30 protein-coding genes and 3 tRNA genes are annotated in these 26,308 nt (G+C 44.8%); 17 read left to right on the forward strand and 16 right to left on the reverse strand.

Going from position 1 to position 26,308, the window contains the following annotated elements; all coding sequences use genetic code 11:
- Positions 1 to 114 precede the first annotated feature (114 nt).
- The 7 genes from AZI87_RS07425 (at position 115) to queF (ending at position 6,636) form a co-directional block, all read left to right on the forward strand.
- On the forward strand, positions 115 to 1,221 hold the full coding sequence (locus tag AZI87_RS07425; protein ID WP_063205888.1) for a hypothetical protein: 1,107 nt from the start codon (positions 115 to 117) through the stop codon (positions 1,219 to 1,221).
- Entirely contained in the window at positions 1,218 to 1,601 is a 384-nt protein-coding gene (locus tag AZI87_RS07430) for a DUF333 domain-containing protein (RefSeq protein WP_063205890.1), read from the forward strand. Before AZI87_RS07425 ends, AZI87_RS07430 begins: the two co-directional genes overlap by 4 nt.
- Before the next feature lie 108 nt (positions 1,602 to 1,709).
- A complete protein-coding gene (locus AZI87_RS07435) occupies positions 1,710 to 2,177 on the forward strand; it encodes a nucleoside deaminase (RefSeq protein WP_063205892.1) in 468 nt (155 codons plus the stop codon).
- A gap of 60 nt (positions 2,178 to 2,237) precedes the next feature.
- On the forward strand, positions 2,238 to 4,274 hold the full coding sequence (locus AZI87_RS07440) for a hypothetical protein (protein WP_063205894.1): 2,037 nt from the start codon (positions 2,238 to 2,240) through the stop codon (positions 4,272 to 4,274).
- Positions 4,264 to 5,601 carry a hypothetical protein gene (locus tag AZI87_RS07445; protein ID WP_063205896.1) on the forward strand — a complete coding sequence of 446 codons (1,338 nt, stop codon included), beginning with the start codon at positions 4,264 to 4,266 and terminating at the stop codon, positions 5,599 to 5,601. The genes AZI87_RS07440 and AZI87_RS07445 overlap by 11 nt, the downstream gene beginning before the upstream one ends.
- Positions 5,598 to 6,083 carry a hypothetical protein gene (locus tag AZI87_RS07450; protein WP_063205898.1) on the forward strand — a complete coding sequence of 162 codons (486 nt, stop codon included), beginning with the start codon at positions 5,598 to 5,600 and terminating at the stop codon, positions 6,081 to 6,083. Before AZI87_RS07445 ends, AZI87_RS07450 begins: the two co-directional genes overlap by 4 nt.
- Before the next feature lie 40 nt (positions 6,084 to 6,123).
- Positions 6,124 to 6,636 (forward strand): preQ(1) synthase, encoded by a 513-nt coding sequence (gene queF / locus AZI87_RS07455; protein ID WP_063205900.1) that lies wholly within the window; start codon positions 6,124 to 6,126, stop codon positions 6,634 to 6,636.
- Positions 6,637 to 6,639: 3 nt separating this feature from the next.
- Here queF and AZI87_RS07460 read toward each other — a convergent pair whose 3' ends face one another.
- Entirely contained in the window at positions 6,640 to 6,849 is a 210-nt protein-coding gene (locus AZI87_RS07460; RefSeq protein ID WP_063205902.1) for a SlyX family protein, read from the reverse strand.
- Positions 6,850 to 6,950: 101 nt separating this feature from the next.
- Positions 6,951 to 7,043, reverse strand: a tRNA-Ser gene (locus AZI87_RS07465).
- 144 nt (positions 7,044 to 7,187) lie between these two features.
- Between AZI87_RS07465 and AZI87_RS07470 the strand changes: the two genes are divergently transcribed.
- The 7 genes from AZI87_RS07470 (at position 7,188) to groL (ending at position 11,887) form a co-directional block, all read left to right on the forward strand.
- Positions 7,188 to 7,264: transfer RNA gene (locus AZI87_RS07470), tRNA-Arg, on the forward strand.
- Positions 7,265 to 7,331: 67 nt separating this feature from the next.
- Positions 7,332 to 7,784, forward strand: coding sequence for a hypothetical protein (locus AZI87_RS07475; RefSeq protein ID WP_063205904.1), 453 nt, complete (start codon positions 7,332 to 7,334; stop codon positions 7,782 to 7,784).
- A gap of 58 nt (positions 7,785 to 7,842) precedes the next feature.
- A tRNA-Asn gene (locus tag AZI87_RS07480) sits at positions 7,843 to 7,918 on the forward strand.
- Between the two features lie 313 nt (positions 7,919 to 8,231).
- A complete protein-coding gene (locus AZI87_RS07485; protein ID WP_063205906.1) occupies positions 8,232 to 9,110 on the forward strand; it encodes a carbonic anhydrase in 879 nt (292 codons plus the stop codon).
- Positions 9,111 to 9,274: 164 nt separating this feature from the next.
- On the forward strand, positions 9,275 to 9,778 hold the full coding sequence (locus tag AZI87_RS07490) for a hypothetical protein (protein ID WP_063205908.1): 504 nt from the start codon (positions 9,275 to 9,277) through the stop codon (positions 9,776 to 9,778).
- Between the two features lie 148 nt (positions 9,779 to 9,926).
- The gene (gene groES, locus AZI87_RS07495) at positions 9,927 to 10,214 is read left to right on the forward strand and encodes a co-chaperone GroES (protein ID WP_041872753.1); all 288 of its coding nucleotides are present in this window, start codon (positions 9,927 to 9,929) and stop codon (positions 10,212 to 10,214) included.
- A gap of 29 nt (positions 10,215 to 10,243) precedes the next feature.
- Positions 10,244 to 11,887, forward strand: coding sequence for a chaperonin GroEL (gene groL, locus AZI87_RS07500; RefSeq protein WP_063205910.1), 1,644 nt, complete (start codon positions 10,244 to 10,246; stop codon positions 11,885 to 11,887).
- A 370-nt stretch (positions 11,888 to 12,257) separates the two neighbouring features.
- Here the strand turns inward: groL and AZI87_RS07505 are convergent, their stop codons facing one another.
- Positions 12,258 to 13,856 carry an outer membrane protein gene (locus AZI87_RS07505; RefSeq protein ID WP_063205912.1) on the reverse strand — a complete coding sequence of 533 codons (1,599 nt, stop codon included), beginning with the start codon at positions 13,854 to 13,856 and terminating at the stop codon, positions 12,258 to 12,260.
- A 77-nt stretch (positions 13,857 to 13,933) separates the two neighbouring features.
- Between AZI87_RS07505 and AZI87_RS07510 the strand changes: the two genes are divergently transcribed.
- The 3 genes from AZI87_RS07510 to AZI87_RS07520 are packed head-to-tail and all read left to right on the forward strand — an operon-like array spanning position 13,934 to position 15,834.
- The gene (locus AZI87_RS07510) at positions 13,934 to 15,151 is read left to right on the forward strand and encodes a hypothetical protein (RefSeq protein ID WP_063205914.1); all 1,218 of its coding nucleotides are present in this window, start codon (positions 13,934 to 13,936) and stop codon (positions 15,149 to 15,151) included.
- A gap of 43 nt (positions 15,152 to 15,194) precedes the next feature.
- Positions 15,195 to 15,587 carry a response regulator gene (locus AZI87_RS07515; protein ID WP_063205916.1) on the forward strand — a complete coding sequence of 131 codons (393 nt, stop codon included), beginning with the start codon at positions 15,195 to 15,197 and terminating at the stop codon, positions 15,585 to 15,587.
- Positions 15,574 to 15,834: a hypothetical protein gene (locus tag AZI87_RS07520; RefSeq protein ID WP_063205918.1), complete on the forward strand. Its 261-nt coding sequence runs from the start codon at positions 15,574 to 15,576 to the stop codon at positions 15,832 to 15,834. Before AZI87_RS07515 ends, AZI87_RS07520 begins: the two co-directional genes overlap by 14 nt.
- A gap of 80 nt (positions 15,835 to 15,914) precedes the next feature.
- Here AZI87_RS07520 and AZI87_RS07525 read toward each other — a convergent pair whose 3' ends face one another.
- From AZI87_RS07525 to AZI87_RS07585, 13 genes are all read right to left on the reverse strand, one after another.
- Positions 15,915 to 16,109: a hypothetical protein gene (locus AZI87_RS07525; protein ID WP_041872600.1), complete on the reverse strand. Its 195-nt coding sequence runs from the start codon at positions 16,107 to 16,109 to the stop codon at positions 15,915 to 15,917.
- Positions 16,110 to 16,308: 199 nt separating this feature from the next.
- Positions 16,309 to 16,602, reverse strand: a complete 294-nt coding sequence (locus tag AZI87_RS07530) for a hypothetical protein (protein ID WP_063205920.1) — start codon at positions 16,600 to 16,602, stop codon at positions 16,309 to 16,311.
- A 16-nt stretch (positions 16,603 to 16,618) separates the two neighbouring features.
- Complete coding sequence (locus tag AZI87_RS07535) at positions 16,619 to 18,271, reverse strand: DUF6531 domain-containing protein (protein ID WP_063205922.1); 1,653 nt, start codon at positions 18,269 to 18,271, stop codon at positions 16,619 to 16,621.
- Positions 18,272 to 18,302: 31 nt separating this feature from the next.
- A complete protein-coding gene (locus AZI87_RS07540; protein ID WP_063205924.1) occupies positions 18,303 to 19,178 on the reverse strand; it encodes a type II secretion system F family protein in 876 nt (291 codons plus the stop codon).
- Positions 19,179 to 19,181: 3 nt separating this feature from the next.
- Positions 19,182 to 21,401 (reverse strand): ATPase, T2SS/T4P/T4SS family, encoded by a 2,220-nt coding sequence (locus AZI87_RS07545; RefSeq protein ID WP_063205926.1) that lies wholly within the window; start codon positions 21,399 to 21,401, stop codon positions 19,182 to 19,184.
- 53 nt (positions 21,402 to 21,454) lie between these two features.
- Complete coding sequence (locus tag AZI87_RS07550; protein ID WP_063205928.1) at positions 21,455 to 22,984, reverse strand: BON domain-containing protein; 1,530 nt, start codon at positions 22,982 to 22,984, stop codon at positions 21,455 to 21,457.
- A gap of 33 nt (positions 22,985 to 23,017) precedes the next feature.
- Positions 23,018 to 23,932: a Flp pilus assembly protein CpaB gene (cpaB, locus tag AZI87_RS07555; protein WP_063205930.1), complete on the reverse strand. Its 915-nt coding sequence runs from the start codon at positions 23,930 to 23,932 to the stop codon at positions 23,018 to 23,020.
- Between the two features lie 13 nt (positions 23,933 to 23,945).
- Positions 23,946 to 24,422, reverse strand: a complete 477-nt coding sequence (locus tag AZI87_RS07560) for a hypothetical protein (protein WP_063205932.1) — start codon at positions 24,420 to 24,422, stop codon at positions 23,946 to 23,948.
- Positions 24,416 to 25,060, reverse strand: a complete 645-nt coding sequence (locus tag AZI87_RS07565; protein WP_063205934.1) for a hypothetical protein — start codon at positions 25,058 to 25,060, stop codon at positions 24,416 to 24,418. The genes AZI87_RS07560 and AZI87_RS07565 overlap by 7 nt, the downstream gene beginning before the upstream one ends.
- Positions 25,061 to 25,072: 12 nt before the next feature.
- Entirely contained in the window at positions 25,073 to 25,330 is a 258-nt protein-coding gene (locus tag AZI87_RS07570; protein WP_253696544.1) for a hypothetical protein, read from the reverse strand.
- Complete coding sequence (locus AZI87_RS07575; RefSeq protein ID WP_063205936.1) at positions 25,327 to 25,518, reverse strand: hypothetical protein; 192 nt, start codon at positions 25,516 to 25,518, stop codon at positions 25,327 to 25,329. Before AZI87_RS07575 ends, AZI87_RS07570 begins: the two co-directional genes overlap by 4 nt.
- 28 nt (positions 25,519 to 25,546) lie before the next feature.
- Complete coding sequence (locus AZI87_RS07580; protein ID WP_063205938.1) at positions 25,547 to 25,729, reverse strand: Flp1 family type IVb pilin; 183 nt, start codon at positions 25,727 to 25,729, stop codon at positions 25,547 to 25,549.
- A 262-nt stretch (positions 25,730 to 25,991) separates the two neighbouring features.
- On the reverse strand, positions 25,992 to 26,297 hold the full coding sequence (locus AZI87_RS07585; RefSeq protein WP_063205940.1) for a hypothetical protein: 306 nt from the start codon (positions 26,295 to 26,297) through the stop codon (positions 25,992 to 25,994).
- Between the last annotated feature and the right edge of the window lie 11 nt (positions 26,298 to 26,308).

A 26,308-nucleotide genomic window follows, 5' to 3' on the forward strand; every position in this document is an offset into this window, starting at 1 on the left:
GGATTTTCTGCGGAGTTTGTTTAGTAGGGCTTAGGCCTAGGGTAAGGTCAGGTATTTGGTCGAGGTAAACAGACTCTTCTTTCATTGTGCGGAGTGAAAACGCATCATTAAAATATGAAATCATTCTTTCTATTAATTTTGTTGCTGCCGGTAGTTTCCTCTGCTCAAGATGCAGCATTTCGCGGAATCGACCAATCTTATACAAGTATTAAAAGCGAAACCGAAATTAAAAACATGCCTCGAATTACCTCCCAGGACGGATTAGGAATTTGTTATGCGCATGTGGCAGCAACTTTGATGCAAGCTGAAAATTGTCGGGTGTTAAAACAGGAGTGCTCTTCTCTTCCAGAGGAGGAATTATTTTCTCCCTTGGACGTTTCGAGATTTGGAACCGCGAGAGATGAAAGCGAGCCTCAAGATTACAGATCTACCTATGAAGGACTGCGAGGCGTTTTGAGTGGAGGAAACCCCCATAATGCAGCGATAATTGGCGCTTTGGCTGTAGGCAGTTCCGCGAACGAGGCATGTGTATCCCTAGATAAAATACTTAGCAAAATGAACTCTAGAGGTGAAACTGTAGAGGCCCAAGTGGCACTCTGGAATCGGCTCAAGGAAAGCTTTGATAAATACAAAAAGAACAAAGACTGCCCCACTTGTTTGAATGATATTTATGCTACTGCGAAATCAGATATTGACGAAAATCTCAATCTTACAAAAACGAACGAAGAAGTTTTGAAAGCTTTCGCACAAGATACCTATGATAAATTCCTAGACGATCTTCTTGGTGCAAAAAAATGCGTGAGAGCCAAGCAGCAGGCCTTTTTTGAGAACCGAAATGCGACCTACGAGACGTATCCGGAATCAAATCCAAAGAATCCAAAGAAATTAAAATCTCCGGTGTCCGCGGCTCAAATCAAAGAAAAGATTAAAGAGGTTCTAAGAGGAGGTCGACCTCTGGCATTAGCAGGAGTCTGTCTTGCTGACGGAAAGGTAAACTCCTGCCCAGACGAAGCAAATCATGCAGTTGTCGTTGCTGGATATAGACAGATATGCAAAGCGGACGGTAAATGCCGAGAATCTCTGAAAGTCGTAAATAGCTGGGGAAAAGCTTGGCAGGACGAATTCAATGGTGGATGGGTAGATGCAGATACTTTAATGGCCCAGACACAAATCAAACCCGATGCTCTTGGCTGGTTCGCTGATGGGAAGAAACAACAATGATGAATCTATTTTTTGCTGCGGTTGTAGGCTTCGCATTTGCCGCTAATTCGCCTTTAAAGCTCCGATACTTTCAAAACGAATCCTATAAACAAGTAGTTACTGAAAAGGTCGGCCAATTTAGAGTCGATGAAAAATGTGCGAAAAGTATTTCATGTAAAAGTTTGCAGATAGCTAAAGGCGGACCTTACAAAATCCACAAAACGAAAGCATCATTTATCGGAAATCCCGCCGCAAACTATTGTTGGGACGTGGGTGCAAAAAATAGAGTGCTTAAAGACGAAAAGAATAATCAATATGATTTTTGTGCTTTCGAGGACGGCTCCATCATCGACGCTTGGAGCCTCTATCGTGCTCATTATCCGCAACCAAAGATTAAATAGTGAGCCTAAAGCACAGTGACGCGACTGGCTCATTATCAAACCTGAGGACAACTCAACCCAGGTTGCGGGGTTGACTAATTCCCCGAGTCCCGCCAGTATGGGTCCCTTATGAAAAAGGAATTCATGCTTAGAGCTATTGAGCTCTCTAGAAAAAACATGCAGGCTGGCGCTGGGGGCCCATTCGGAGCTGTCATCGTCAAAGATGGTAAAGTTATCGGAGAAGGTTGGAACAAAGTAACCTCTTCGAACGATCCCACGGCCCACGCGGAAGTTGTGGCGATCCGTAACGCTTGCGAAAGCGCAAAGAACTTCAGCCTGGATGGCGCAGAAATCTATACAAGTTGTGAACCTTGCCCTATGTGCCTTTCGGCAATTTACTGGGCGCGCATCGGTAAAATCTATTACGCCAACACCAGAAAAGATGCGGCAGAAATCAATTTCGATGACGACTTCATCTATGAAGAGATCCCCAAAGCCATTTCAGACCGCAAAGTCCCTATGGAACAATGTGCTCATCAGGAAGCCTTAGCGGTATTCAAAGAGTGGCAAACAAAAGCAGATAAAGTGCCCTACTAAAGACGAGGAATAGGACTTTCAGGACTCCTGCCCGCACATTAGTTTAGAGACAATAGAGGAATGAAATCATTGAGTTCATTCCTCTTTCTATTTTTGAGCGTTGTTGTTTTAGGATCTTGCACTCACAAAGAAAAGCAGATTCCTCGTGATATCGCTTCTTTGCAGGCCTCGGGCGGCATGGAAGGTATCTGGTTTTTACAAGGAACTTCCTCTACGCGTGGACCTTATAATGGTGAATTAGAGCTTCGTAAATCGAACGACGGCACATTCAATGTTGTGCGTGTCGTGACTTACATCAATTACTTTTTTGATGGATTAAGAGTGCAGGAAGTGTGGACCGGGAAAGCAGTCGCTTCGACAAACACGCTGACGATTTCCTATGACATCAAACAAGCCGACTTCATCACAAAATTGGGAACATTAAAAAGAGATCCATCTGAATTTCGCGCTCCCGTCAGCATTCTTTCTAGATTTGTTACTTCAGCTGCCGGTCTATCAACAAAGTTCAGTGATAAAAAAGAATCTGAATACTCGGAGTGGATTACCACTCGAAGAAATTTGGAACCTCGTCCTTTGTGGGTGAATGAGCGTAAGAACTTGGATGCCAAAGGCAAATCTATCCCGATCGCAGTTCGTGGCGTGATTAAGCTGTTCAAGATGGATATCGGATACGACAAAGATCCGTTAGTAAAATCCTATAAGAATCGTTCTGAGTTTAAGGATGAACATCCTTATATTGTTTTTGATCCAACCGATTTTGAATTTTACCGTAACAACAAAGATATCATCCGCGTAACTAATAAAATTACGGATGACATTAGCATCACAGAGGCTGTCGTTAAGCGTAATGCATACTCTCCAACCCTTCCCGACAAAGCACATGGCTACGACAAAAATGCCAAAGACTTTCATATCAACGAAGCAGGAATGGTTTCTCATGCGGTCTTGGATGAACAAGGAAGATTTATCTCTTACAGTCCCGATGGTGATTCAGCTTTGTGGACAGGCATGTATGTGGCATCTCAAGCGATGCGCTACTTAAACACCAAAGAGTCCGAAGCTCTTCAGAACGTGCGTAAATCCGTTAAAGGTCTTATGACATTGATGGAGATCACGGGTGACAATAAAGAATTCGCCCGCACTCTTGCTATCTACAACCCGCAAAACCCAATTCCTCAGAAATGGCATCGCGGTAAGGGAAAGCATGAGAACCTTATTTGGCTCGAGGGCGGAAATAACGACATGGTCAAAGGAATTACACATGGGTTTCTTTGGGCAAGCCTTGTTATTCCAACTTCCGATACAGAAATTTGGAACGAACTTCGCGAAAAATCTCGCCGTCTTCCCGATTTAAGAATCATGTCGGAAAAGCCCCAGAATATGCCAGCGGCGCTAGGACTTGCGACACTGTTTACTGGTGAATCTTCTTTCAAAGAACGCTATCTAAAGTCGTTTGATAAATTGAAAGTAAAAGTAGGATTGAACTTCGATACAACATTTTACTGGCATGGCTCCGCCGACTGGAGCGGAATCAACTTGAGTATGGTTGGCGATGTCACTGACATCATGATCGCGGACATGCTTAAGGAAACAGAGCTTCGCGACAAAATGCGCGAGCGCTTGATGGATGCGTGGGTCACTTATCAGCCCGCACGACGACATCTGCTTACAATCGCAGCTTACGGATTCGCATATAGACACGGAACTCGCGGTGGGGACTTCCGCAAAGAAAGCAGCGAAGTTCGTTTCAGTGAGGCACTAAGAGAATCCGTTTGGGGATTAAGAGAGATTCCTTATCCTCGTCCAAACTTAGATGTGAATATTGATCATTCACTTCGTCCAGATTGGTGTATGTCGCCAATCCCAAGACTTTTCTGGAAGTCGCTAAAGAAACCCGAACCACCAGTTTCTTATTTCTATCAAGGTCTTTACAGCTATCCGGCGTTTGAACTCAGTGCTTTTTCGAGCGGATTTCTTTGGAAGGATTCAGCGTTTGCTTATACCGAAGCTCACAACCGTGGAGTTGAGCAGGCGGGCGTCGATTATCTTTATGCTTATTGGTTAGCACGATATTCTGGAGTGAGGGATGTTCAGTAGAAAAATCGCCCTGGGAATTTTTGTAACGGCGATTTCAGTTTCAGCTTTTGCAAAAAAAGAAATTGTTTTTTTCGGCGGCGGGGGCGAACCCGAAGGTCAAACTACCATCTTTGATGCGACCTATGGAAACTTTGCGCCTTTTAAAGAAGGCAGCGGATGGAAGGCACGCTCTTATTTCGATGGAGGACACCATATTTCTGAAGCTCTTGCTGAAGACATGTTTAAAGGCGCCAACAAACCCATGACCGCTCAAAATATGAAGGCCGAGATTGCTTCACTTAAGCAACGAATTCAAAGCGGAGACTTAAAATCGGGAGATCAGCTTCTCATTACGGTGGCCACTCATGGAGCCAAACAAAAAGACGGCCAACGCACTCATAGCGTCACCACAACCGATACTGACTTCGACATGGATGAACTAAAGACACTTCGAGACCTTGCTGAAGCCAAGGGTGTTCAGTTGGGAATCGTAGATATGTCCTGTCATTCAGGTCCCGTAACTTCTCTTGGTTCGGACAAGACTTGCGTGGTTTCAATGGGCGGCGAAGGAGTCGCTTGGAATATCTCTGGAGATAAGTTTGGCCAGCTTTTAACGAAAGGAAATTCATTAGAGAATGCCTTTTTAACCAGTCGCAAAGATCAGCGAGCTTTAGTTTTAGGTGCTCCCCAAATTTCAACTGATGCTGGAAAAAGAGCCTTCAATGCGACGAAATTTTTAACAGAATCATTAATGGGTTCCGACCAACTTGCAGATATACCTTTGAGTGAAATGTCTTGCTATGGCTCCAGCTCTCTTCCTTTCCTGCGGCTCGTGAGTGACCTCAAAAAAGTTGATAAAGCTGCCGGATTTCAAAGCTACTATAAGTACGCACGAGTGCAAGTGGGCCTTGATAAAAGCAAAAATCAACCAGTCATTGATAAAATGAAGGCCGCATTAGATGACTACAATGCTGCTCGAGACAAGCTTATTCAATCTCAAGAGGAAGCAGAAAAACTCAACAAGCGCGAGTGTATTAATGTTGCCGATACGAAAATGTGTGGAACGAAAGAGCAGTTTATTTCTGGCGTGACGGCACTTACAGCAAAGAAGAAATCTAATGGTCTTAGTCCAAAAGAAGCTATCGAATTGGCGACGTACCAAAAGTACATCAACATGGCCTCGTTTAAAAAATGGCAAACACTTCGTTCAAGCTTTCGGAATGATAAGACTTTACATGATAAAGCGATGAATGTCGCGAAAGCCGAGCGTGAAGTTTACGATGAACTTTACAAAATATATTCAGCGGAAAATAAAAAACCTAATCCGTGTAGGGACTTTAAGTTATGAAAAAACACCTGTGGAAAAGTCTGTTGATGATGTGGATTCTTTGTTTATCCGGCATTACTAATGCAGATGAAAAATTCAAATGCGGCGAATATGAGTTCAAAGGGATTATTAAACAACACGAAGGGAAATTCGTCCTCAAGCTCTATGAAGGCTCTATGAGCGAGACAATATTCTCTTTGGCTCCGGACCTAGCCGAAGTAGCAAGTGTCTACAAAGACACTGCAGTCACTTTGAAGGGGAAACTTTTTGAACCCGTAAAAACCTATCGGGGAAAAATAGAGTCGACGAAGACCGCTGAAGAAATTAAAGAGCTTACTTCTGAAGATAAACCTTATACGGCTCGCTTTATGAGAGATGATATCAAGGAGCGAGTTCCAGATCCACTTCATCCAGACATGGATTCAGGAATGAAGCTCGTAAAAGAGGAAAGCTGTAATAGGAAGGCTGAAAAATCCTCTTCCAAGAAGCCTAAAAAGAAGTAAGGCATTGCTATTCATCACCCATTGCAATAAAAGAGCGCCTATGAAAAAGAAAACTGGCCGAGACGCAAAAGAACTAGCTAACTTCGCCTTAGGCGAAAACCAAACTCAATATCCAGAGACATATGCTCCTGAGATATTGGAAGCTTTCGATAATAAGAATCCAGGCAAAATTGCTTGGACGACATTTGTTTGTACCGAGTTTACTTCTTTGTGCCCAAAGACGCGCCAACCTGATTTCGCTAAAATTTTTGTTAACTACATCGCTGACAAAAAGATGGTCGAATCAAAATCGTTAAAACTTTATCTTTTCAGCTTCCGCAATCACGGTGATTTCCACGAAGACTGTGTGCAAACAATTTGTGACGATCTTGTGGCGCTCATGAAACCGAAATATATCGAAGTCGTTGGGGAGTTCACTCCGCGCGGGGGAATCGCGATTTATCCTTACGCGAGCTACGCGGTTAAAGATAAGTTCTTCCAAGATTTGTATAAGAAACGTTTGAGCGAATATGCTCCAGGCAAGTACTCCATGGAGCTTTCAAAGCTTTATTAGAATCTAGTAGTGAGGCGGCTTTTCGTGACCACGAATCTCAAGGCCGCTTTCATCCGTCATCAGCTCTTTTAGTTTCGCAGTTAACCCTTGAACCATCTTTTCCAGTTGGTCGATCGTCTTTTGTTGTTGGTAAAGAACTTGGTTTAGTTCTTCCACGATCATTTCTTGGTGAGCCAATTTAGTTTCGATATCGATAAAACGTTGTTCGTCCATGCGAGGTTTATAAGGCCAATGGCTACGACATCAAAGTAGTTTGTGTGCCTTTTTTATCAGCAGTGTTGTTTCTTCAGGGATGTAAATAGAGATAAAGAAAATGGCGGAAAGGGCGGGATTTGAACCCGCGGTACACCTTTTGAGTGTACGAGCGTTTAGCAAACGCTTGGTTTCAGCCACTCACCCACCTTTCCGCGGTCGGTTTTAATTCGACTGAGAAACCAAACTGCCATAGCGAGCCCCTTTAATCAAGGATTTGGCCTTATTCTTTTTGTAAATTTAGCAAGAATGCTTGATTTTTCCCTGGCCGCAGTCTATCTATACTTCTCTTTCACAGTGCACTCGTAGCTCAGCTGGATAGAGTACATGACTACGAATCATGTGGTCAGAGGTTCGAATCCTCTCGAGTGCACCATTTTTTTCCTTATTAAACTTCACGTTATAACTAGACCGTTTTCAACTCGCCGAGTTAACTTAGCGTCATGAAGATTTCTTTCTATTTTAAAATCGCCATGATGATCGTTTCTTTGGGTGTAGTCCTTTACGCGATCCGTGCTTTGCAAACCCGCGAGTTCAAACAAAAACTTTCTGATCCACAAAGTGCGCTGGGCATTTTGATCGGCAGCGACTACCGCCCGATGAACTGGTGCCCGCCCGAAACCGCTAAAGTTGAGATTTATTCGCTGACCGGAGAGCTCAAAAAGACTCTTACAAGTTCTTCAGAAATCAGCAGCGTTTGTGAAATTATGCTGGGTGGTTTCACTAGTGAGGGTGTTGATGAGGCAGCTTATAAAAAGCGTCTAGTGGCTTTAACTTCGTCTGGAGAGTCAAAAACCCTGGAACAGAACGAAAAAATACCGGTTTTTAGAGCCCAAGGGATGCCTTTTAGTTCGCCGATGCTGACCAAGGCTTTGGAGCGGCTGGAGGCTCCGTAACCGCGATTTCTGTTTGACAAGAAACGCTCAAAGCCCTAATTATAGTTCTTCACCGAGTTCAGAAGTAGCTCAGTCGGTAGAGCAAGCGGCTGTTAACCGCTGGGTCGGGGGTTCGAGTCCCTCCTTCTGAGCCATTTATTTTCTAAATAAATGTGATTAAGAAAACCAAGTCCACAAGGCTTGGTTTTTTTATTTTCAGCGCCTTAGATAATCTGTCCCTCTTCACCATTGATTTGTTAACTGCTCTGGATCGTGGCTTTAGACTTGTCTCGATAAAACTATTGTTCGAAGTGAATCCAACAATTGTTACTAAAACTTAAACATTGAACGATGAAATCATCCAAATCTTGATTACGATCAGAGTGTATTCACTTTCCTTAAACAAAGCTCAACTTCCGCTAAGTAATTCCCGAAAAGAAAGTAACTTCTTACCAAGGGATTTTCCCCATGAAAGCTATCTTTTCGTTCTTAGTTATCACCACAATTTCCCTCTCAATATTTGCGAATGATCACGCTCCTGCCGGGGTGGATGCAGATACATCTTTGCGTTGGCTGCAAAATGGAAACAACCGTTTTACGGGTGCAAAACTTCGCAGTGATGGTCAATCACAAGGTGATGTGCATCGTTTAAGTACGGGGCAAAAACCTCATGCTATCGTTCTAAGTTGCAGTGATTCGCGTGTTCCGCCTGAGGTCGTTTTCGACCAGAAATTAGGAGAGATTTTCGTCGTCAGAACGGCCGGTGAAGCTCTTGGTGATAATGCGATCGGAAGTATTGAATACGCTGTGGAGCATTTGGGATCAAAGCTTTTGGTAGTTATGGGACACACTTCTTGCGGAGCTGTGAAGGCCGCGCACAGTACTTTGAATGGTTCCAGCTTAGGAACGCCAGCGCTTGATAATTTGGTGAAAGACATTCAGCCGCGTATCTCTCAGTTCAAAGATAAAAAACCAAGTAAGAATTTTGAAAGAGAATCATGGGCAAATACAGAGGGCGTAGCGAAAGACCTTGTTACTCGTTCTGAATTGATTCGCAAAAAAGTTGAAAGCGGTGATCTTCGCATTGTTTCTTCTCTTTATGATTTAGAGTCTGGTCACGTAGCATTTAAGAACGAACCGACTTTGCAAATGCGTATTCCGGCAAGCGTTGATGAACCTAAAAAGGAAGAATCTCATTCTCACGAAAAGGCCGGTCACACTTGCGATAAATGCAAAGAAAAAAAGAAAGCCGAAGTGGCGAAACACAGCCATGGCGAAGAAAAGAAAACGGATAAAAAAGCTCACGACGAGCACGCTCCTGACGCGCACTCAGAGCACAGCCACTAACCTTCAATGTAGGTTTTTCCTGTAAAGCCAATTTCGTCTCAAAGTAACACATTTGGGCCCCCAAAGGGGCTCAGGTCTTTTATATTGCAAATGAGACATGTTTCCCTGGGCACAACCCTTGTAATAAGCCTCCTTGGAATTGTGGACGTCTGTTGGAGGAGCCAATGAGCTTTCTTAAAATTTTACCTCTTATCGCCTTTTGGTCTATGACCGCTTTCGCTATGAAAGCGGGTGCAGAGGTAAAAAGCTATCGTGAATGGAAAACAGAGCGTGTTCAGCTCGCACAAGCTGACGTCATGAGTTTAAAAGCGCAAATCGATCTTAAAAAAGCGTCTCGCGCGATGGCACAAGGAACGGATCCAAATCTTTCCAATAAAGCGACTATTGAAGCCGTATCGTCAACGGATATGGGAGTTGAAAAACTCGAGCGTCGCCTTCGTGAAGAACAATATGATTTAGAAGTAGCTAAAGACCTTTCTGTGACTGATTACTTTGTAGGCTACCTCACAAAAGTTCAGGACAAAAAGGCTGCCTTTAATGAGGTTGCTGGCAAACTAAGCCCCGAGGAAGTAGCTGAACTTATGACGGCTTACGCGAACTCTGTCTTTGGGGCCCACGCCTCTGATTTGCCTGTCAGCGCTAATAATGTGGGTAAAGAACCGAAATAATTTTCTGATAATATAAGTTCCTGAAATTTCTGAAATTAATCGGCGTGTCATGAGAAAAATTGGGCACCCGACCTTGACTCCTATCCCAGCCGATTCATATTACCTTCGTGATTTAAACACGGAGGCAATTACTATGGCTAAGAACGAAATTGGCGTTCGTCCACTTCATGACAGAATTCTAGTTCGCAGAATGGCGGAAGAAGAAAAAACCGCTGGCGGACTTTTCATCCCAGATACAGCAAAAGAAAAACCACAACGTGGCGAAATCATCGCTACAGGCAAAGGCCGTATCACTGAAGACGGAAAAGTACTTCCTCTTGAAGTGAAAGTTGGCGACAAAGTGCTTTTCGGAAAATACGCAGGCACAGAGTTGAAACTTGAGGGCGACGAATACCTAATGATGCGCGAAGAAGACATCTTGGGCGTATTCAACTAATTCAATTAAATAATAAAACGGAGTAAACCATGTCTAAAGTATTAACATTCTCAGAAGACGCTCGCGCGCACATCTTGAAAGGTGTGAACACTCTTGCGAACGCAGTAAAAGTAACTTTGGGACCAAAAGGTCGTAACGTAGTTATCGACAAATCTTTCGGTTCTCCTCTTATCACTAAAGACGGTGTCACTGTTGCCAAAGAAATCGAATTGGAAAACAAATTCGAAAACATGGGCGCTCAAATGGTTAAAGAAGTTGCTTCTAAAACCAATGATGAAGCCGGTGACGGTACAACAACTGCAACTGTTCTAGCACAAGCTATCTATCGCGAAGGTGCTAAACTTGTTTCTGCAGGCCACAACCCAATGTCAATCAAACGTGGTATCGACAAAGCGGTAGCAACTGTTATCGACGAGTTGAAATCAATGGCGAAACCTGTAAAAGGTTCGAACGAAGTTGCTCAAGTTGGTTCTATCTCTGCAAACAACGATAAAGAAATCGGTCAAATGCTTGCAGACGCTATGGATAAAGTTGGCAAAGAAGGCGTTATCACTATCGAAGAATCTAAAACTGCGAAAACAGAAGTAACAGTTGTAGAAGGTATGCAATTCGACCGTGGTTACCTTTCTCCATACTTCGTAACTAACGCAGAAAGAATGGAAGCAGTTCTTGAGAACGCTTACGTTCTTGTTTACGACAAAAAAATCTCTTCAATGAAAGATATGATCGGTATCCTTGAAGGCGTTGCTAAGCAAGGTCGTCAATTGTTGATCATCGCTGAAGACGTTGAAGGCGAAGCACTTGCAACTCTAGTTGTGAACAAACTTCGTGGCACTCTTCACATTGCTGCAGTTAAAGCTCCTGGCTTCGGTGACCGTCGTAAAGCTATGCTTGAAGACATCGCTATCTTGACTGGCGCAAAAGTGATCTCTGAAGATATCGGTCGCAAACTTGAGCAAGCTACTGTAGCTGACCTAGGTATCGCGAAACGTATCGTTGTAGATAAAGACAACACAACTATCATTGATGGTTCTGGTAAAAAAGCCGACATCCAAGCTCGTGTTGCTACAATCAAATCTCAAATCGACGAAACTTCATCTGACTACGACAAAGAAAAATTGAAAGAGCGTTTGGCTAAATTGGCTGGCGGCGTAGCTGTTATCCACGTTGGTGCTCCTTCTGAAGTAGAGATGAAAGAGAAAAAACACCGCGTAGAAGACGCTTTGAACGCGACTCGCGCTGCTGTTGAAGAAGGTATCGTAGCTGGTGGTGGTACTGCTTTGCTTCGCGCTTCTCAAAAAGTTGATAAAACTAAATTCTCTGAAGAAGAGTCTTTCGGTGCGATGATCATCAAACGTGCTTGTGAAGAGCCAATTCGTCAAATCTCTGCAAACGCAGGTCTTGATGGCGCGATCGTTTTGGATCGTATCCTTCAAAACAAATCTGCTACTTGGGGATTCAATGCTTACTCTGACGAATACACTGACCTAATCAAAGACGGTGTTATCGATCCAGTTAAAGTTGTTCGTTGTGCATTGACTAACGCTGCTTCTGTAGCTTCTTTGATGCTTACTACTGAAACAATGATCGCTGAAGCTCCTAAGAAAGATGCTCCAATGCCTGCTGGTGCTCCTGGCATGGGCGGTATGGGTGGAATGGGCGATATGATGTAATCGGCTTGCCGAACATCTTCGTTCTTTTTCGAAAAGCCTGGGATTATTCCCGGGCTTTTTTTATTTGTGGCTCTGGTATTGGCTTCGGGCGACGGGTTTTCTTTAAGCCCGCTTCCTGGGATATCTCGCTTCGGCGGGCACGCCTTCCAGGCTCAGTTGCCGCCGCACTTCGTGCGGTTCGCGCCGTCGTGGCGCCGGCAAAGGCCCTTCTTCGGAGATATCCCAGGAAGCAGGCTTAAAGAAAACCTTTGCTCGATACACTAACATTCTCAAAAAATAAAAAGGCAGGAGTGATTCCTGCCTTTGATGAGTTTGATGTTCGGGCCTTACATCGGTGTGTTTTTTGGGAAGGTGCTTTGCACCTTCTTTTTTAGAACAAGTATTGTACGCCGCCCATCAAGGTTGTCATTTTGTGGCTGGTGCTTGTGGCTGGGTCGGTTCTTTGGCCGGTGCCTGAGAAGTCGGATGTGTAGTTTTCTAGGAGGAGTTCTCCTCTGATTTTGAAGCGGGTTTTTAGTTTATAGTCTACGAAGAAGCTGAAGCTGTTGATTTTGTTGTCGGACGAGGCTCCGCTGGTTTTGTTTTCGCTTAGGGATGGGTTTAGGTAGAAATCTAGTTTGCCACCGATGTCTACTGGGAGTTCTTCGGATAATGGGAATTGGCCGGCTACGCTTAAGGCGAAGCCGCCGTATTTCATTGTTGTGTAGGCTGTTGGTGTGCTGTCGTCCACGCTGAAGTTTGTGTTCGTGTAGCCGCCGGCGATTTGTAGTTTTGGGCCGAAGAAGTCGTTTGTTAATAGGAAGTTGTAACCGAAGTTAACGCCGTATTGGCCCATCGACATGTTTAAGCTTCCTGGGGAGGATCCGGCTAGGTCGTTATCCATTGAGAATACGGATTGGCGTAATAGGACGCCTACGTACCATTGCGGGTTCAACCAGATTTCACCGCGCACTAAAATATTTGGAGCGAGGCTGCTGCTGCCGCTGATCGAGCCTGCGGTTTGTAGGTTTACGTTTTGCGTATAGCTTGCAAAGCCCGCCATCAATTCGATTTTTCCGAATTGAGGTGGCATTGTTGGTAACCATTCATGTGGATCCTCGCCAAAAGCGACTTCTTTGTCGGGTCTAGTGGAGATATCTTGAAGAACCTTTCCTGAAGGCGTTGTCACTGGGACGGAGTATTTCACAAATTCATCCGGCATGACTTTCGAACCTACGGCGATGACGCCTGGTTCTTTTTCCATTTCGACGTAACCGAAGCTTAAGTACGGCTCCACTTTAAAAAGCTTCACGCGGCCCAGAACTTCTTTTTCTGTGCTGACCATGAACTTCAATTTTGGATGACGATTTACTTTGATGATTTGAACAACGGACACACGGCTTTCAGGTTTAAGACCGTAAGCGCTTCCTAAGTTCAATGTCACTTGCTGACCACGACGACTTAAGATCGTCGAGCGAAACGGCATTCTGTATTTTAAATTCTCAAAAAGTTTTCTGGCTTCGTTTCTGATTTCCGCCGTTTCAAAACCTTTGTAGTCGTTTAATGATTCCTGCAACAAAGGCAAACCTTCGCGGCCTACAAAAAGTGTTAGCGTGATCGAAATTCCTCGAGGACCACGAATGATTTTTGAAGTCAAAGCCGCTTCGCTCTTTGAGGCTTCTAAAATTTTTTGAACGTCTTGAGGCTTTTCATCAAGCAACGCTGAATTCACTTTTACGTCGGAAGGATAATTCGCCAATGACCACTGTTTATCCTCATTCAGCGCTTTTCTTAGTTCTTCTTCAACGGGGCGAGAATAAATTCCACCAACGTTGTCGGTTGTGGGGACAAGTACGATGGACTTAATTGCTAGATCTTGGTCAACGGTGCTGACGTAAGTGTTCTGGGCAATAGTCTGGCCAAATGCTGTCGAAGATACGGAAATGAAACAGGACGCGACGAAGAGGAAACTAAGAAGAAATGATTTCATAAATTTATTCTGCACTGCCTCTGAAAACTCGTCAATTTGGCGTCAAGTAATTCGGACCGAGAGCCGAAGAATTTCCTATGAAAATCTTTGTTTCAATCTTCACTGCCGTGTCCCTTTTAGCATCAGCTGAGACCTCTTTTGCACAGATGGGTCTTGAAGGCTTTTCTTCTGGACGTTATGAAGTTCGTAAAAAAGCTTCGCGCAAGCCTGCGTCTGAAGGTGAAGCGACTCCCGTTGTGACTGATGCGGATGGAGTTAAAGTAAGAACGCTTAAAGAAAGCGAACTGGAAGCTGAAAAGAAAGCCGAAGAAGCTGCAGAGCTTGCAAAAGCAGAAGCTGCACGTAAAGAGGCTGAAAAGAAGGCGGCTGAAGAAAAGCTAGCAAAAGAAAAAGCGACACAACTCACGGCTCCGCCTGCGGTGACGTCTAGTCCTGCCCCTGCGCATCCGCCGATTCCAGTGAAAGAACTTACCGTAGACGCTGAGGTCCAGGAACCGACTTTGTCAGAGCACGCAGAGAGCTTGTTCTCAAGCCAAGCGGATCGCATTTATGATTTTTACCGTGAACAAATTCACCCGGATGACATTCGTAACAATAAAGTGGAGTTGGATGTAACTCCCGTTGTTGCTTATAACGAATCTCAATCCAACTATTCTTTCCGCGACTATCAAAGCTTCTTTAATGCTTTAAAGTTAAAAACTAACGTTTGGTTCACTCCGCGCATCGGTGTGAGTGGACAAATGATGTTTTCTTTGGCGGCAGATGTGGATTCTTTAGTGGATAGCTCGCGCATCCCTGCAAAGTATGAGTATCTGGATTTGGGTTTGAACTTTAGAAAGTTCTTCGGGGTTTCACGCAAATCAAGCTCTGTCGAATTCTCAGTTCTATTTAGCGAAAATAAAATGAACGTGCCTAGCGACAATACGTCTCGCGCACGTCTTAAAACTTCGGGTGTCGGTGTCGGTCTTAAAGCGCGTATTCCAACATCGGTGAATCATTCTTGGGTTGTCGGGGGAACTTTCTTCCCTCGGTTACAACACTCTGAATCGGTTACGGGTGCTGATATGAGTTCCGGTTCTTCTGAAGAATCCATCCGCATTGGTGTGGACGTTGGGGGCGAGTGGAAGTTTTCCCGCGAAGGGCAGATGATTTGGAATCTGGGTGTGAGTGCAGAAAGAAATGTCTTTGATGGTGCTGCGGCTCTTCCCGACCCTAGTACGGGGGCCACGCCTTCGAATGTCAGTGTGACGAACTCGCTTTATATGTTCTCCCTAGGCTATCGTTGGGGTCACTAAAATCCTCTCATCAAACTAAGAACTAAAATCTATACTGAGCGGTATGAAGATACGTTTTGCTGTTATCGACGATGCCGCTTTCTTGCGTGAACTGGTGAAGAATATTGTCACTTCGGCCGGTGGCGTTTGCGTCGGCGAAGCCGCCAATGGTGATGAAGCGATCACGCTTGTTGAATCCACCCTGCCTGAACTTGTATTTCTTGATATGGTCATGCCTCTTCGAAACGGCATTGAAACCGCCAAAGTTTTAAAAGAACTTCATCCAGAAATTAAAATCATCGGTTGCTCTACAATCGATCAAGAGGCCTATGTGCAGAAGGCTTATGAAGCCGGCTTTGATGCTTATGTGACAAAGCCTTTCAGCAAGGAACAAATCTTAGAAGCTATTTCCAAAGTATTACCGCAGCAGGGAGAGTCCACTCATGGAAGAACTTAAATTCGTAGCCAAATGCTTGTGCTTCACAATGCTTTTGATCATGCTTATGCAGGTCAAAATTGGCGGTGCTTCGATCGAATATCATTCGTTCCGCTGGTTACAAAGATCGACGGTTTCTGAATATGTTCAAAGTGCTGCCGCTGGTGGCGCGATGGCAATTCGTAATCTGGGTCGCACATTGAAAGATGGCGTGGCTAGTACCGTAGATGGATTTCAAGAAGGCGCTCACGAAAAAGCGGTGCGCTAGTTCTTAAAAAAGGGAAAGGAAGAGCATCCAAGGGGGGGGATAGACACTCTTCCTTCGGGGGCATTTTGAATTCAGGTCGATTACTTCTGACCTGAGGCTGCTGCTTCAGCTCCGGCCTTCGCCGTCGATTTAGCAACTCTTACTTTTTCCGGGTTCGTGGATGCGAAGCGACCGCTCTTCGTTTGGTGATTGCACACCGCAGATGTACCGGCAACAGACATAGAGGCTGATGCAATAATTGAAAGAGCAATAATAGATCCGAACATCTTCTTCATAGAAAACTCCTTATCACGAGTATCAAAAAATAAAATCTACTCAAAGAAGGTTCATTGCACTGGGTGTGCCAGCAAGGTCTTGTTCAGATGTCTCAATTTGAGAAGGCAGGATCAAATAAGGAAGGAATAAGGACAAATAAAAAGGGCCTTGGATTCCAAAGCCCTTTTACGTTCACCGAGTGATAACAGATTAGACAGTCTATCTATTACCATCAGCAGGTGAGCCAGAACCATTAGCTCCTGGAGCTGCAGTTCCTTGAGGTCTGTAAGTCGTATCATCATTAAGGCGTGTGTGCTTCATACGAGCGGTACACTCGGGGCAGATGCCCGTAGAAGCCACGTCAGCCTCTAAAGGCTTAGGGCTTTTGGCTTCATTGGGGTCTTCCCCAGGGTTTACCGTGCGTCCCGCATCTTCTTGTGCAAAAGAAGAGGTGGCTACGAAAGAGGTACCTAGAGCGGCTAACAAAATAGATAAGGCTAAAAGTCTTTTCATATAATCACCTACTCCTTTATAGATACATTTCTGCGGTTGCAGGGGCAATAATATCTAACAAGTTATTAAAGGTACTAGCGACTTGCATTGCAACTGAAGGACCTTCTTTGCTGTCTACTTTGTTGATTTCGCCATTTGGTTTATAGCTAACTACAATAGTCCCCAAGCCAGGGCGGGTTACGATGGAAGGCTTGCCGTAGCGCTCTTCGTACTCGATTTTAACCACTTTCTTAGCTTGGTCGGTGATTGTCGCAATACGACCACGGTTATCGTAAGTCATATTGATTTTCTGACCATCACTGTTTTGAGCATAAGCCAGGTTGCCTTTACCGTCCCATTTGAACTGAGTGGTTTTAGTAGCAACTTTTGCACCTTTTTCGTTAAAGAAAGTGCTTGTTACTGAGCTTACCTTTTTAACTTTTGGATCATATTCGTAAGCCATACGAACATTGGGTGCTGCCTTTACTTTTACTAGTCCATCTGGATAGTACTCGTAAGAAACGCGGTCTGCATTTCTACGGATAGAAACAGGTTTGCCGAAGACTTCGTGGTAAGTGATGTCTGTCACGTTACCGCTGACAGTCGTCATCACACGTTGCAAGAAGTACTGACCATCAGCGCGTTGCTGATGCCAGAATTCGTATTTATTGTCGGCCATCACTTCTTTGCCGCAAGTTTTCTTAACTGTCGACCAGTAGTGATTTTTAGGATCGTTTGTAGAGGATTCGTACTTATAAGACTCGATACATTTATCGCGGTCTGCAAAAGCGACAACCCAGTCATTCTTTTTATCATATTTGATAGAAACGAATGTTTTATCTGGCCACGTAGCTTTAGTTAAGTTGTGAAGCTCATCGTATTCGTAGGTATAAGTTTTTAACCAAGCATTCTTTACTGAAGAAAGATCATCAAGGTTTGCAAACTTGTATTCCGCCATCAAGCCATTCGGACCTGTGATGGATTTTACTTTTTTGTTCTGATAGTACTTAAAGCCCAAACGACGGCCGTTATTATCCTGGATAGAGGCGATAACGTCTTTGTCGTAGTCAAACTTCAGGTAATTTCCGTTTTTATCGTAGATGTGAGTCAGTTTCCCTTGAGGGCTGTAGCGTTGAGCGCTGCCATCGGGAAGATTACGGGTGTAGTAAGTCTTATTGAAGATGAAGTGCTCTACTTCGCGGCCATTTGCATAAAACTTCGTGCCTTCTTTAACTGGAACTTTGATTCCATACTGAGCCGCATATTCTGAGCGAACGTTGTCATCTTCAAGCATCTGCGTTTTCAAGTTATTGATCGCCGCTTCCGTCAATCCAACTTTCTTTTCAGCCTTCATGCGGTTGATGATTTGAGCAATGGTGCTTTCAACATCTTTACGAGTCACTTCGCGAGGAGAGAACGTCACCTCTAAACCACCGCCACACTCTTTTACTTTGATGTTGCCTTCGGCATTTACTTCCATGGAAGTTTCAAAATCCGAACACCAGCCGAATCCGAACATACCATTGAACAAAGAACGGCTGTTGTAAGTGCGAATGATCTTAAGATCATAACCACTTCCGGGAACGTCCATATCAATCCATGTATTGGAATAGTTGGCATTTTTCATATCCACAAGAGCATAAGCTTGTGCTGAAAAAAGAAAAGCGAACGCCAATATTGCTTTCTTCATTATAATTTACCTCTTCCTTGAAACTGACAAACTACACTTTGATGGTAACAAGTTTTTTAATTACTACGCCACCAATTACTTGCAACGCTAGCATCACGAACAGCAACACTAGACCTAGGGTTGTGCTAAACATGGGTTTGATGAAACCCGGATCCACCATGAAAAAGACGCCCATCAAGATGAACGGAATCAGAGTGACGATGATCCCTTGCATGAGACCTTGCGCAGTCAGTGCTTGAATTTTTTTCTCTACCTTTTGTCTTTCACGAATTGTTAAGACGATGGTCTGGAAAGTCTCTGCCAAGTTACCGCCGGTCTCTTTTAAGATATTGATCGCGGTCACAAACATTTGTACATCAGGACGTGGAATGCGCGTGCCTAAGTCATTCAGAGCACTTTCAAAACTATCACCGACTTGCATCTGATATAGAACTTGTGCGAATTCTTGGCTGATCGGGTTTCCCATGATCTCTACAACGCGCTTCATTGATTCTTGGGGATTCGATCCAGCTTTAATACCGTTGGCCATAATCGTAAGACCATCCACCATTTGATCTGTGAATTTTGAGCAGCGCTGTTCATAAGTCAGACGAACTAGAAGAAGTGGAAGCTGCCAGCCAGCGACGGTTAAGGAAGCTCCGAAAACAAATCCCATTAAAACACTGGGCCACAAAGCTAAGAATGCCAATGCACCCACGCCGAAGCTCATAAGAAGGATCAAGATCGTGATCTTTTTTTCATCCACTTCATTGCCCATCAAACGAAGAAGACGAATGACTTCATCTCTTTGGCCCAGACTGCGCTTATGAAGCCAGTCGATAGCTTTGTCCGCCCATAGGATAACTATGACGAACACGCACACGCCAAAAAGAGGAATCATAATCCATTCGTTAAACAGAAAACTCATACACTATCCCGATTTCTTTACCGGAGCGACGCCTGGCATTTTTGGCATTGCTGCTGCGATAGGTGGTTTTTGCGACGCTGCTGGTGCGCCTGGTGTATTCGTCGTTGGATCATTGGCAAAGATCTCTCGAGGAATTACGACACCTTTGTCGCTTAGTTTTTGGATAAAGCTTGGAATCGTTCCTGTTGCCTGGAAGACACCATTGATTTTTCTATTCTTATCGTAACCTGTTTCTTTGAAACGGAAGATTTCCGCCAAAGTCACGACATCACCTTGCATGCCCGCAACTTCAGTGATGCTTAAGATTTTACGGCTACCGTCAGACAGACGAGAAATCTGCACAATCAAATTCACCGCACCCGAGATTTGTTCACGGATCGCGCGAACGGGAAGTTCCATTCCCGACATCATACAAAGAGTCTCAAGACGAGCGATACACTCACGCGGACTGTTGGCGTGAGTCGTAGTCATTGAACCATCGTGACCCGTGTTCATCGCTTGCAACATATCAAGGGCGGCGCCGTCACGGCACTCACCGACGATGATGCGGTCAGGACGCATACGCAGGGCATTTTTGATCAAGTCACGAATAGTAACGGCGTTGGACCCTTCCATTGAAGGAGGACGAGTCTCTAAACGCACGACGTGTTCCTGTTGAAGTTGCAGCTCGGCCGCGTCCTCGACAGTGATCACACGCTCATTAGATGGAATAAACGAAGAAAGCATATTCAGAAGCGAGGTTTTACCGGAACCGGTACCACCAGAGATCACCACGTTCAGACCGTTTTCCACGCAGATGCGAAGGAAGTCGATCATGTTCTTCGTGATACTTCCGTAGTTGATATACTTTTCAGGAGTAATACCACCTTTTTTAAATTTACGAATAGTTAGAGCCGGTCCGTCAATCGCCAAAGGTTCAATGACGGCGTTCACACGCGAGCCATCTTTAAGACGGGCATCCACGTAAGGAGTTGAATCATTGATCTGACGTCCCAGCGGAGTCACGATACGCTCGATAATACGACGCAAGTGATCGTTGGATGTAAATGTGACGGGACTCAGCTGAACCTTACCACTTTTCTCGATAAAGATTTTTCTAAAACCATTTACCATGATCTCGGATACGTCGGCATCCGCTAATAGATCTTCTAAAGGCCCTAAGCCCAAAGCTTCTTCCAAAACTTCTTTAATGATCTTAGAGCGCTCATCGCGAGCTGTATCCGGGGCTTCGCGGTCGACAATCAAAGTGATTTCACGTTTTGTTTTTTCGCGAATCTCTTTTTCTTTTCCTTCGTCTTGTTTGGTATCAAGAAGAAGTTTCTTTAAATCGACAGTTCTGATGAGCTCATTATGCACGCGAATTTTTAAAAGTGTGCGCGGATCCATTCCATTGACAGGAAGGGCAGCGCCAGCGGCATTCGATGATGAGTCAGCGGCCGGAGCCGGCTTCGGACGAGAAATTGACTTTAATCTTTGTAAGATACCACCGCTGAGTTTACGAGCGACATCATAATACGCAGCCGTGATAGGTGCTTTCGGCGCAGCTAGTACGAACGGCGTATACTTTTGCAAAGCCATCATTGAAGTCGCTTCGTCTTGAGGAATGATTCCCAAAAACGGAAGTTGCAATTGATTCGAAATAGTTTGTGGTGACAAGCCTGTCGGAGAAGCTTTGTTAATCACAAGCTGGAACATATCTTTCGGTAAAGTTGCAGAAAGAAGTTCATTGATAAGACGTTGAGTTTGCGTAACAACCAGAACTTCGGGACTTGTTACGATCATGATGGCCGTTGCTTCTTGAAGAACCGCCATTTGTGCCGGGCCCAAATCAGTTCCGACGTCGACAACGACGAACTTATAGGCGCGAGAAAAGAATTCTAAAAGTTTGCCTAGAAGATCAGGAGAGATATTCAAAGATTCTTCCGGACCACGAACCGCGCCCACGTAAGCAAGACCGGATTGGTGCATTGTTACCAGCGAGTTCATTGGTTGAGAATTTAGGGATCCTTGGAAGCTTGCAAGTTCTTTCAGAGTTTTCTGAGGCTTAATACCCATGATCACGTTCTGATCGCCCACGCTTTTACTGTCAGCGTCGATCAAAAGAACCTGAGAGCGAAGTTCATTCATGAGGGTGCAAGCAAAGTTAGCCGCAAAGACAGACTTACCTACGCCGCCTTTACCGCCAACAACTGCGATGAGATTACAATTCGGATTAATAGCCAATGCAGACCTCCAGTTCCTTTATCGGCTGGAATGGGAGGTCCGTTTACGAGATCTTAGTCGCGTAAACGGAACTTCTTCTTAATTTGCTCCGCACCCGAGCTCGCAGAAGTCTTCACAATTGGAGTCACAAAGACCACAAACTGGCTTTGTTGCTTGATGAAATCTTTAGATGCATAAAGGCTGATGATCGGGTTCTTTTGTCCAGCAGGACGATTGTAACCAGTCGAAGTGGAGTTACGGATCAAACCACCCACTGCGGCACTTTGACGGTCACGAACAGTCACGGTACTCGACATTTGATTTTTACTGACGATCGGAGCGCCTAGTGGCGTATTACCCAATAAGCTGCTCACTTCAAAGCTCATATCCATTTTCACGCTTCCAGATTTTTCCCCTAGAAGTGATGGAGTGATGGCTGTCACGATACCGACAGAGGCGAACGCCGTTCCTTGGGTACCGTCTTTACCGATAACTGGATAAGGTTGGTCCGTTACCTGTTTGATTTCACCCTTTTTACCGTCCTCAACGATCAAGCTTGTACTTTCAAGTACACGAGCGTGACCGTGTTGTTTTGCCCAGTTCAGTTTAGGCAACAAGTTAGAAACCGTACCTGTGATAGAACTGATAACTCCACCAGGACTGTCACCACCAGTTTGGAAAGTCATTTGCGAGTTGTCACCTAGCTCTGGAGTGAACTGGAACTTAAAGGCTTTTGAGTAGTCCTTATTTAGTTCCACATAGTGAATAACCATCTGGATCATTTTTGCCGGTGGACGTGGAGCCGCTTCTTTAATTTGAATAAGGTTGATAACACCATCATTCAAAGGACGACGTTTCTTGATCGGGCCGCCGTCTTCGGCAGCATCAATCACGATATCCGGAAGGTATGTTTTGGCAATGATTTCGGCACGTTTGGCTTCTTCATCACTATTAGCCCAGCCTTGAAGAATGATTTTGTCATTCACGGCACGAACTTCGATCTCGGGGTTGTTGATATCACGAGCGATAAATTCAGCGATTTTCTTTTGCGCCAAAGGACTTAAAGTCACTAGTGAAGACGCCTGGTCACCGAATTGTTTTACGACGTTAAAGATACGAGCTAAGTCTTTTGGAAGAAGGATCTGACCGTCAACGACAACTTTGTTATTAACGATCTTGATATTGATACCTTCGATATCACCTAAGAGCGCACGCATTTCACGCACGACTTTGTCGAGTTTACTTTTCTTAACGTCAATACGGAATTCCGCAACGACCTTGCCGTTACGTTTGTCATGAATTGTTAAAGTCGCAAAGCCTTCCGCCTTAGGGGTGAAGCGAATGACATTGAGGTCTTTAGCGTAAGCGGCCGTGACGACACGACGGAAGTCACCTTTAAATTCAATGCTATCCGGAAGTGGCGGAAGTTTTTCATCCTGCTCAATCCCCAAAGTCAGATTGATGAATTTGCGGGAACGATAAACGCCAGTGCCTTCATCAGCTACGGCTGACGATGGTTCTGCAACGAGTTCTTCCTGGGCCATTGCACATGGTCCCACGGCGAGACTTAACAGCAGTCCTGCAGTCAGTATATTTCGTCTCATATGTTCCCCCTTCGTTCCCCTTGGTCGACCCATCTACAGTGTTTGAAATCCATTGGTGCGCGGTCTTTGTGCTGGCGGAGGCGCAGTTCTTTGTTGTTGTACGGGTGGTGTATAAACGGGTCTCTGTGGCATTGCGATTGGAGGTGCGGCTGGCGCATCCATCGATACCATTGGTTTTCCGGCAACAGATTCCGCCGTCGAGCTAGGCATGCGCGGTGGAACGGTTCTGTCGTTCGGATTTCTTAAAGCAAAGAAGATATTACCTGGAGCTGTCGACAAGATATAGAACAAGTCTTGAGCTTCCTTTGGCGTCGCTTCAACCGTGATCGTCGTATATTTCGTATCCCCAGTTAAAGCAATTTGCGTTAAGTTTTTACCTGTTGAATCCAACTCAAACATACGTGGAATGTTATTCATAACACTCACACCCGTTGCCAGAACGACAACGTCTGAAAGCATCGTGAAGACTTCACGGCGTTGGTTTACACCCTTACCACTGTCAACAGCAGCAAAGATATCCACGCGGTCTCCAGGACGAATCAGTTTTGCGACACCACGAACTTCATCCACAGGAATTGCCACCGCACGTTTGCTCGGTGCCACTTGCAACGCAATACCTGTATCAGGTCCTGGTGTAAGAAGGTTGTTCTTTACGACCATTTGGCCTTTACGAATAGGAACAGCAGCCACGTTGCCGATGATTTCGTCAGGGATGGTGATGGCATCCGGCTGAATGAAGTCAGCAGGTAACTCTTTAGTTTCCACCATCGTATCGTAGATGGTTTGCATTTCTGCGATATCTTCTTTAGCAACGACCACACGTTTCGTTGTGCCGTAACGCTTGTCGTACTCGGCTTTCTTTTCTTGCGAATAGCTGTACAGCAGGAAGGTAGCAAAGACCCCTGCTGCAATCGAAAGCCAAAGATTTCGAGTCTCGTTAGATCCCATCACGTCCTACTTTCTATGACCCGCCACACTTGGCATCCAAACAGATACCATAGGCAGTCTTAATCCAGATTGGGTTGGCACCGACAGTTTGATTTCGTCCATCGCCAAGTCCTCTGGTTTTTTCGTGATCACTCTTGCTGTCAAACACCGTTGCTCGAGTATCAAAATTCATAAAATCAATCAGGCGAGTGGAGGCAATCCACTTTTCCCCACGGACTTTTTCAGAAGTCGTTCCATGGAAACGCATTCCGATGTCTTTAAAGTTAAAGTCCGAATTTCTAAAGTACGTCAGGTTCGCACGATGGCGGAAAGTTTCAAAAGTATAGTTGCGGGCAGCGATCGAATTCAAAATACCCGTATGAATCGCGCCAAAGAAACCCAACGAAAAATTCAAAAACAAAACAATAACGACGATGATGGGGATCATTTCAAAGACCGCCATACCTTTTTCGTTATTGATGATGGAAGGGCGACGTTGTTTTTTTAACATCCGTTATCCTCCATCGGTGTGTATTGGTTCTCTCCGATTCCGCCCAACACCTTATAGCGGGAATCAAGATTCAGAATATTTGTGTAACGAGGCTTGATTTGTTGCTCCCAACACTCTTTCTGCGTGGGTTCACGAATCAATAAGCCGGTTACTTTAGCGGAAAATCCTCTTTCCGGATCTTCTGCCGTTGAACCTAGGAACGCGATTTTCATATTCAAAATGCGCGTTTGAAAATCAAAGCGAACACCGACCTGCGGAACGCGGTCTTCGGTGTATTTGTAATCACCGCTAAAATCACTTCCATCAAGACCACTTCGCACGTCCAAGGCGCCAAGTTTAAACCAGGCTCCGTCGTTGGAGCTGTTGAAAAGAGGTTTCAATGTAGGGTTGTTCACAAGTTCGTTATACTTGTCTTTAGCGAGCTGCTGTTGTTTTGTCGGATCGACATGGCTAGCAGCGTGAGCTCGTGCCGCCGAAAAGGCGATGTATTGAGCAATCTCTGCCATTGAAAGAGTGAAGTTCAAAGCGAAAAGAATAATGCACATGCCTGCGCATAACACGAGGGCAAAAATGAACTCAGCGGAGATCAATCCGCTTTCATTCTGCACTGGTTTAAGTATTCTTTTGAATGCTTTCATTCCCAATCTTTCTTAACCTTTCGGATCGATAGTCAGTGAACGATCAATCTGATTCGGGTGATTGGCGCGCGCCTTATCCGGCGTTTCCCAGACTCCCGATTCAATCATTCCAGAGACCTTTTCCCAAGGGCCACCGATCAGTTTGGCGAGAATCTTTTGTTCACGCAGCTGATTGGTTCCCCAGATGAAAAAACTCACACCGACAACCATCAAAAGAACGGCTTCAATCACGAACTGACCTTTTCGGTTACGAAGAGGATCTTGTCTCAATTGTCACCCGCCCATTGAACGTGGTTACCGCCTTGTGGTTTAAATCCGTCACCTGTTGCGATTTGCTGTTCGATACGAGCGCCTAACATCGGGCCCGAATTGCGAAATGCATTTCCTGGGGCTGATAAGAAAGCTTTCAGCCCAAAGAAGAACACGCAGAATAGTAACAGGACATACTCAACGGTCATTTAATCTCCCGATTAAACGCGAATTAAACTACTCAACAGACATGATCGAGCTAGAAAGAGCTTCGATTTTGCCTTCCATAGTTTGTTTAATTCTATCTTTGAACATAACAACTAGAGCCACGACAACGACAAGCAATAGGATGTACTCAGTCGCACCTTGACCTTGTTTGTTCTTCAAAAGATTCTTAGAAAAATTCTTAAACTTCTTCATGGATGTTCCCCCTTTAGATCAATATCGGCTAATTTTGGGATTCTCTTTAGAGTGAGCATTACAAAACGCCGAGGGAACGCTGTCTCAATCTGGGAATATTGGGAAAATTCAGAAAATCAGAAAGTCAGGAAAATTGAAAAAGTTTTGGACAAAGCTGTTTCGACTGAGTTTCACTTGAGGCTTAAGTCGAATCGTCCAAAGATTGCACAGGACTTTATGCGGGGAAAAGGGGTCTTTCGCAGATCGAAAAACCCCAAAAAAATTATTTGCACTCTGCCTTATCAGCAAAAGTTTTACCTAGATCAGTACCATCGAATTTGCCCGTGACCTTCTTTTCAGTCAAAGTGCCCTTGCGCACGATTTTAGAGCTTTTTTCAGCCCATTTTGTACAAGCTTCTGCCGAATCCAATTTTTTAGATTCTTCAGTTGGATTTTTGCCGTTGTACGGTTTGAAAGCTTCGGTTTCTTTACCCGCACAAGCTTTACGTTCAATCGTGATCACACAGTCACCGGCATAGGACACAGAGCTCATTAAAAGCAAAGCCGCTACCAAAGTGGTTTTTTTCATGTTTTCTCCTT

The sequence above is a fragment of the Bdellovibrio bacteriovorus genome (genome assembly GCF_001592745.1).
Classification (GTDB): domain Bacteria; phylum Bdellovibrionota; class Bdellovibrionia; order Bdellovibrionales; family Bdellovibrionaceae; genus Bdellovibrio; species Bdellovibrio bacteriovorus_B.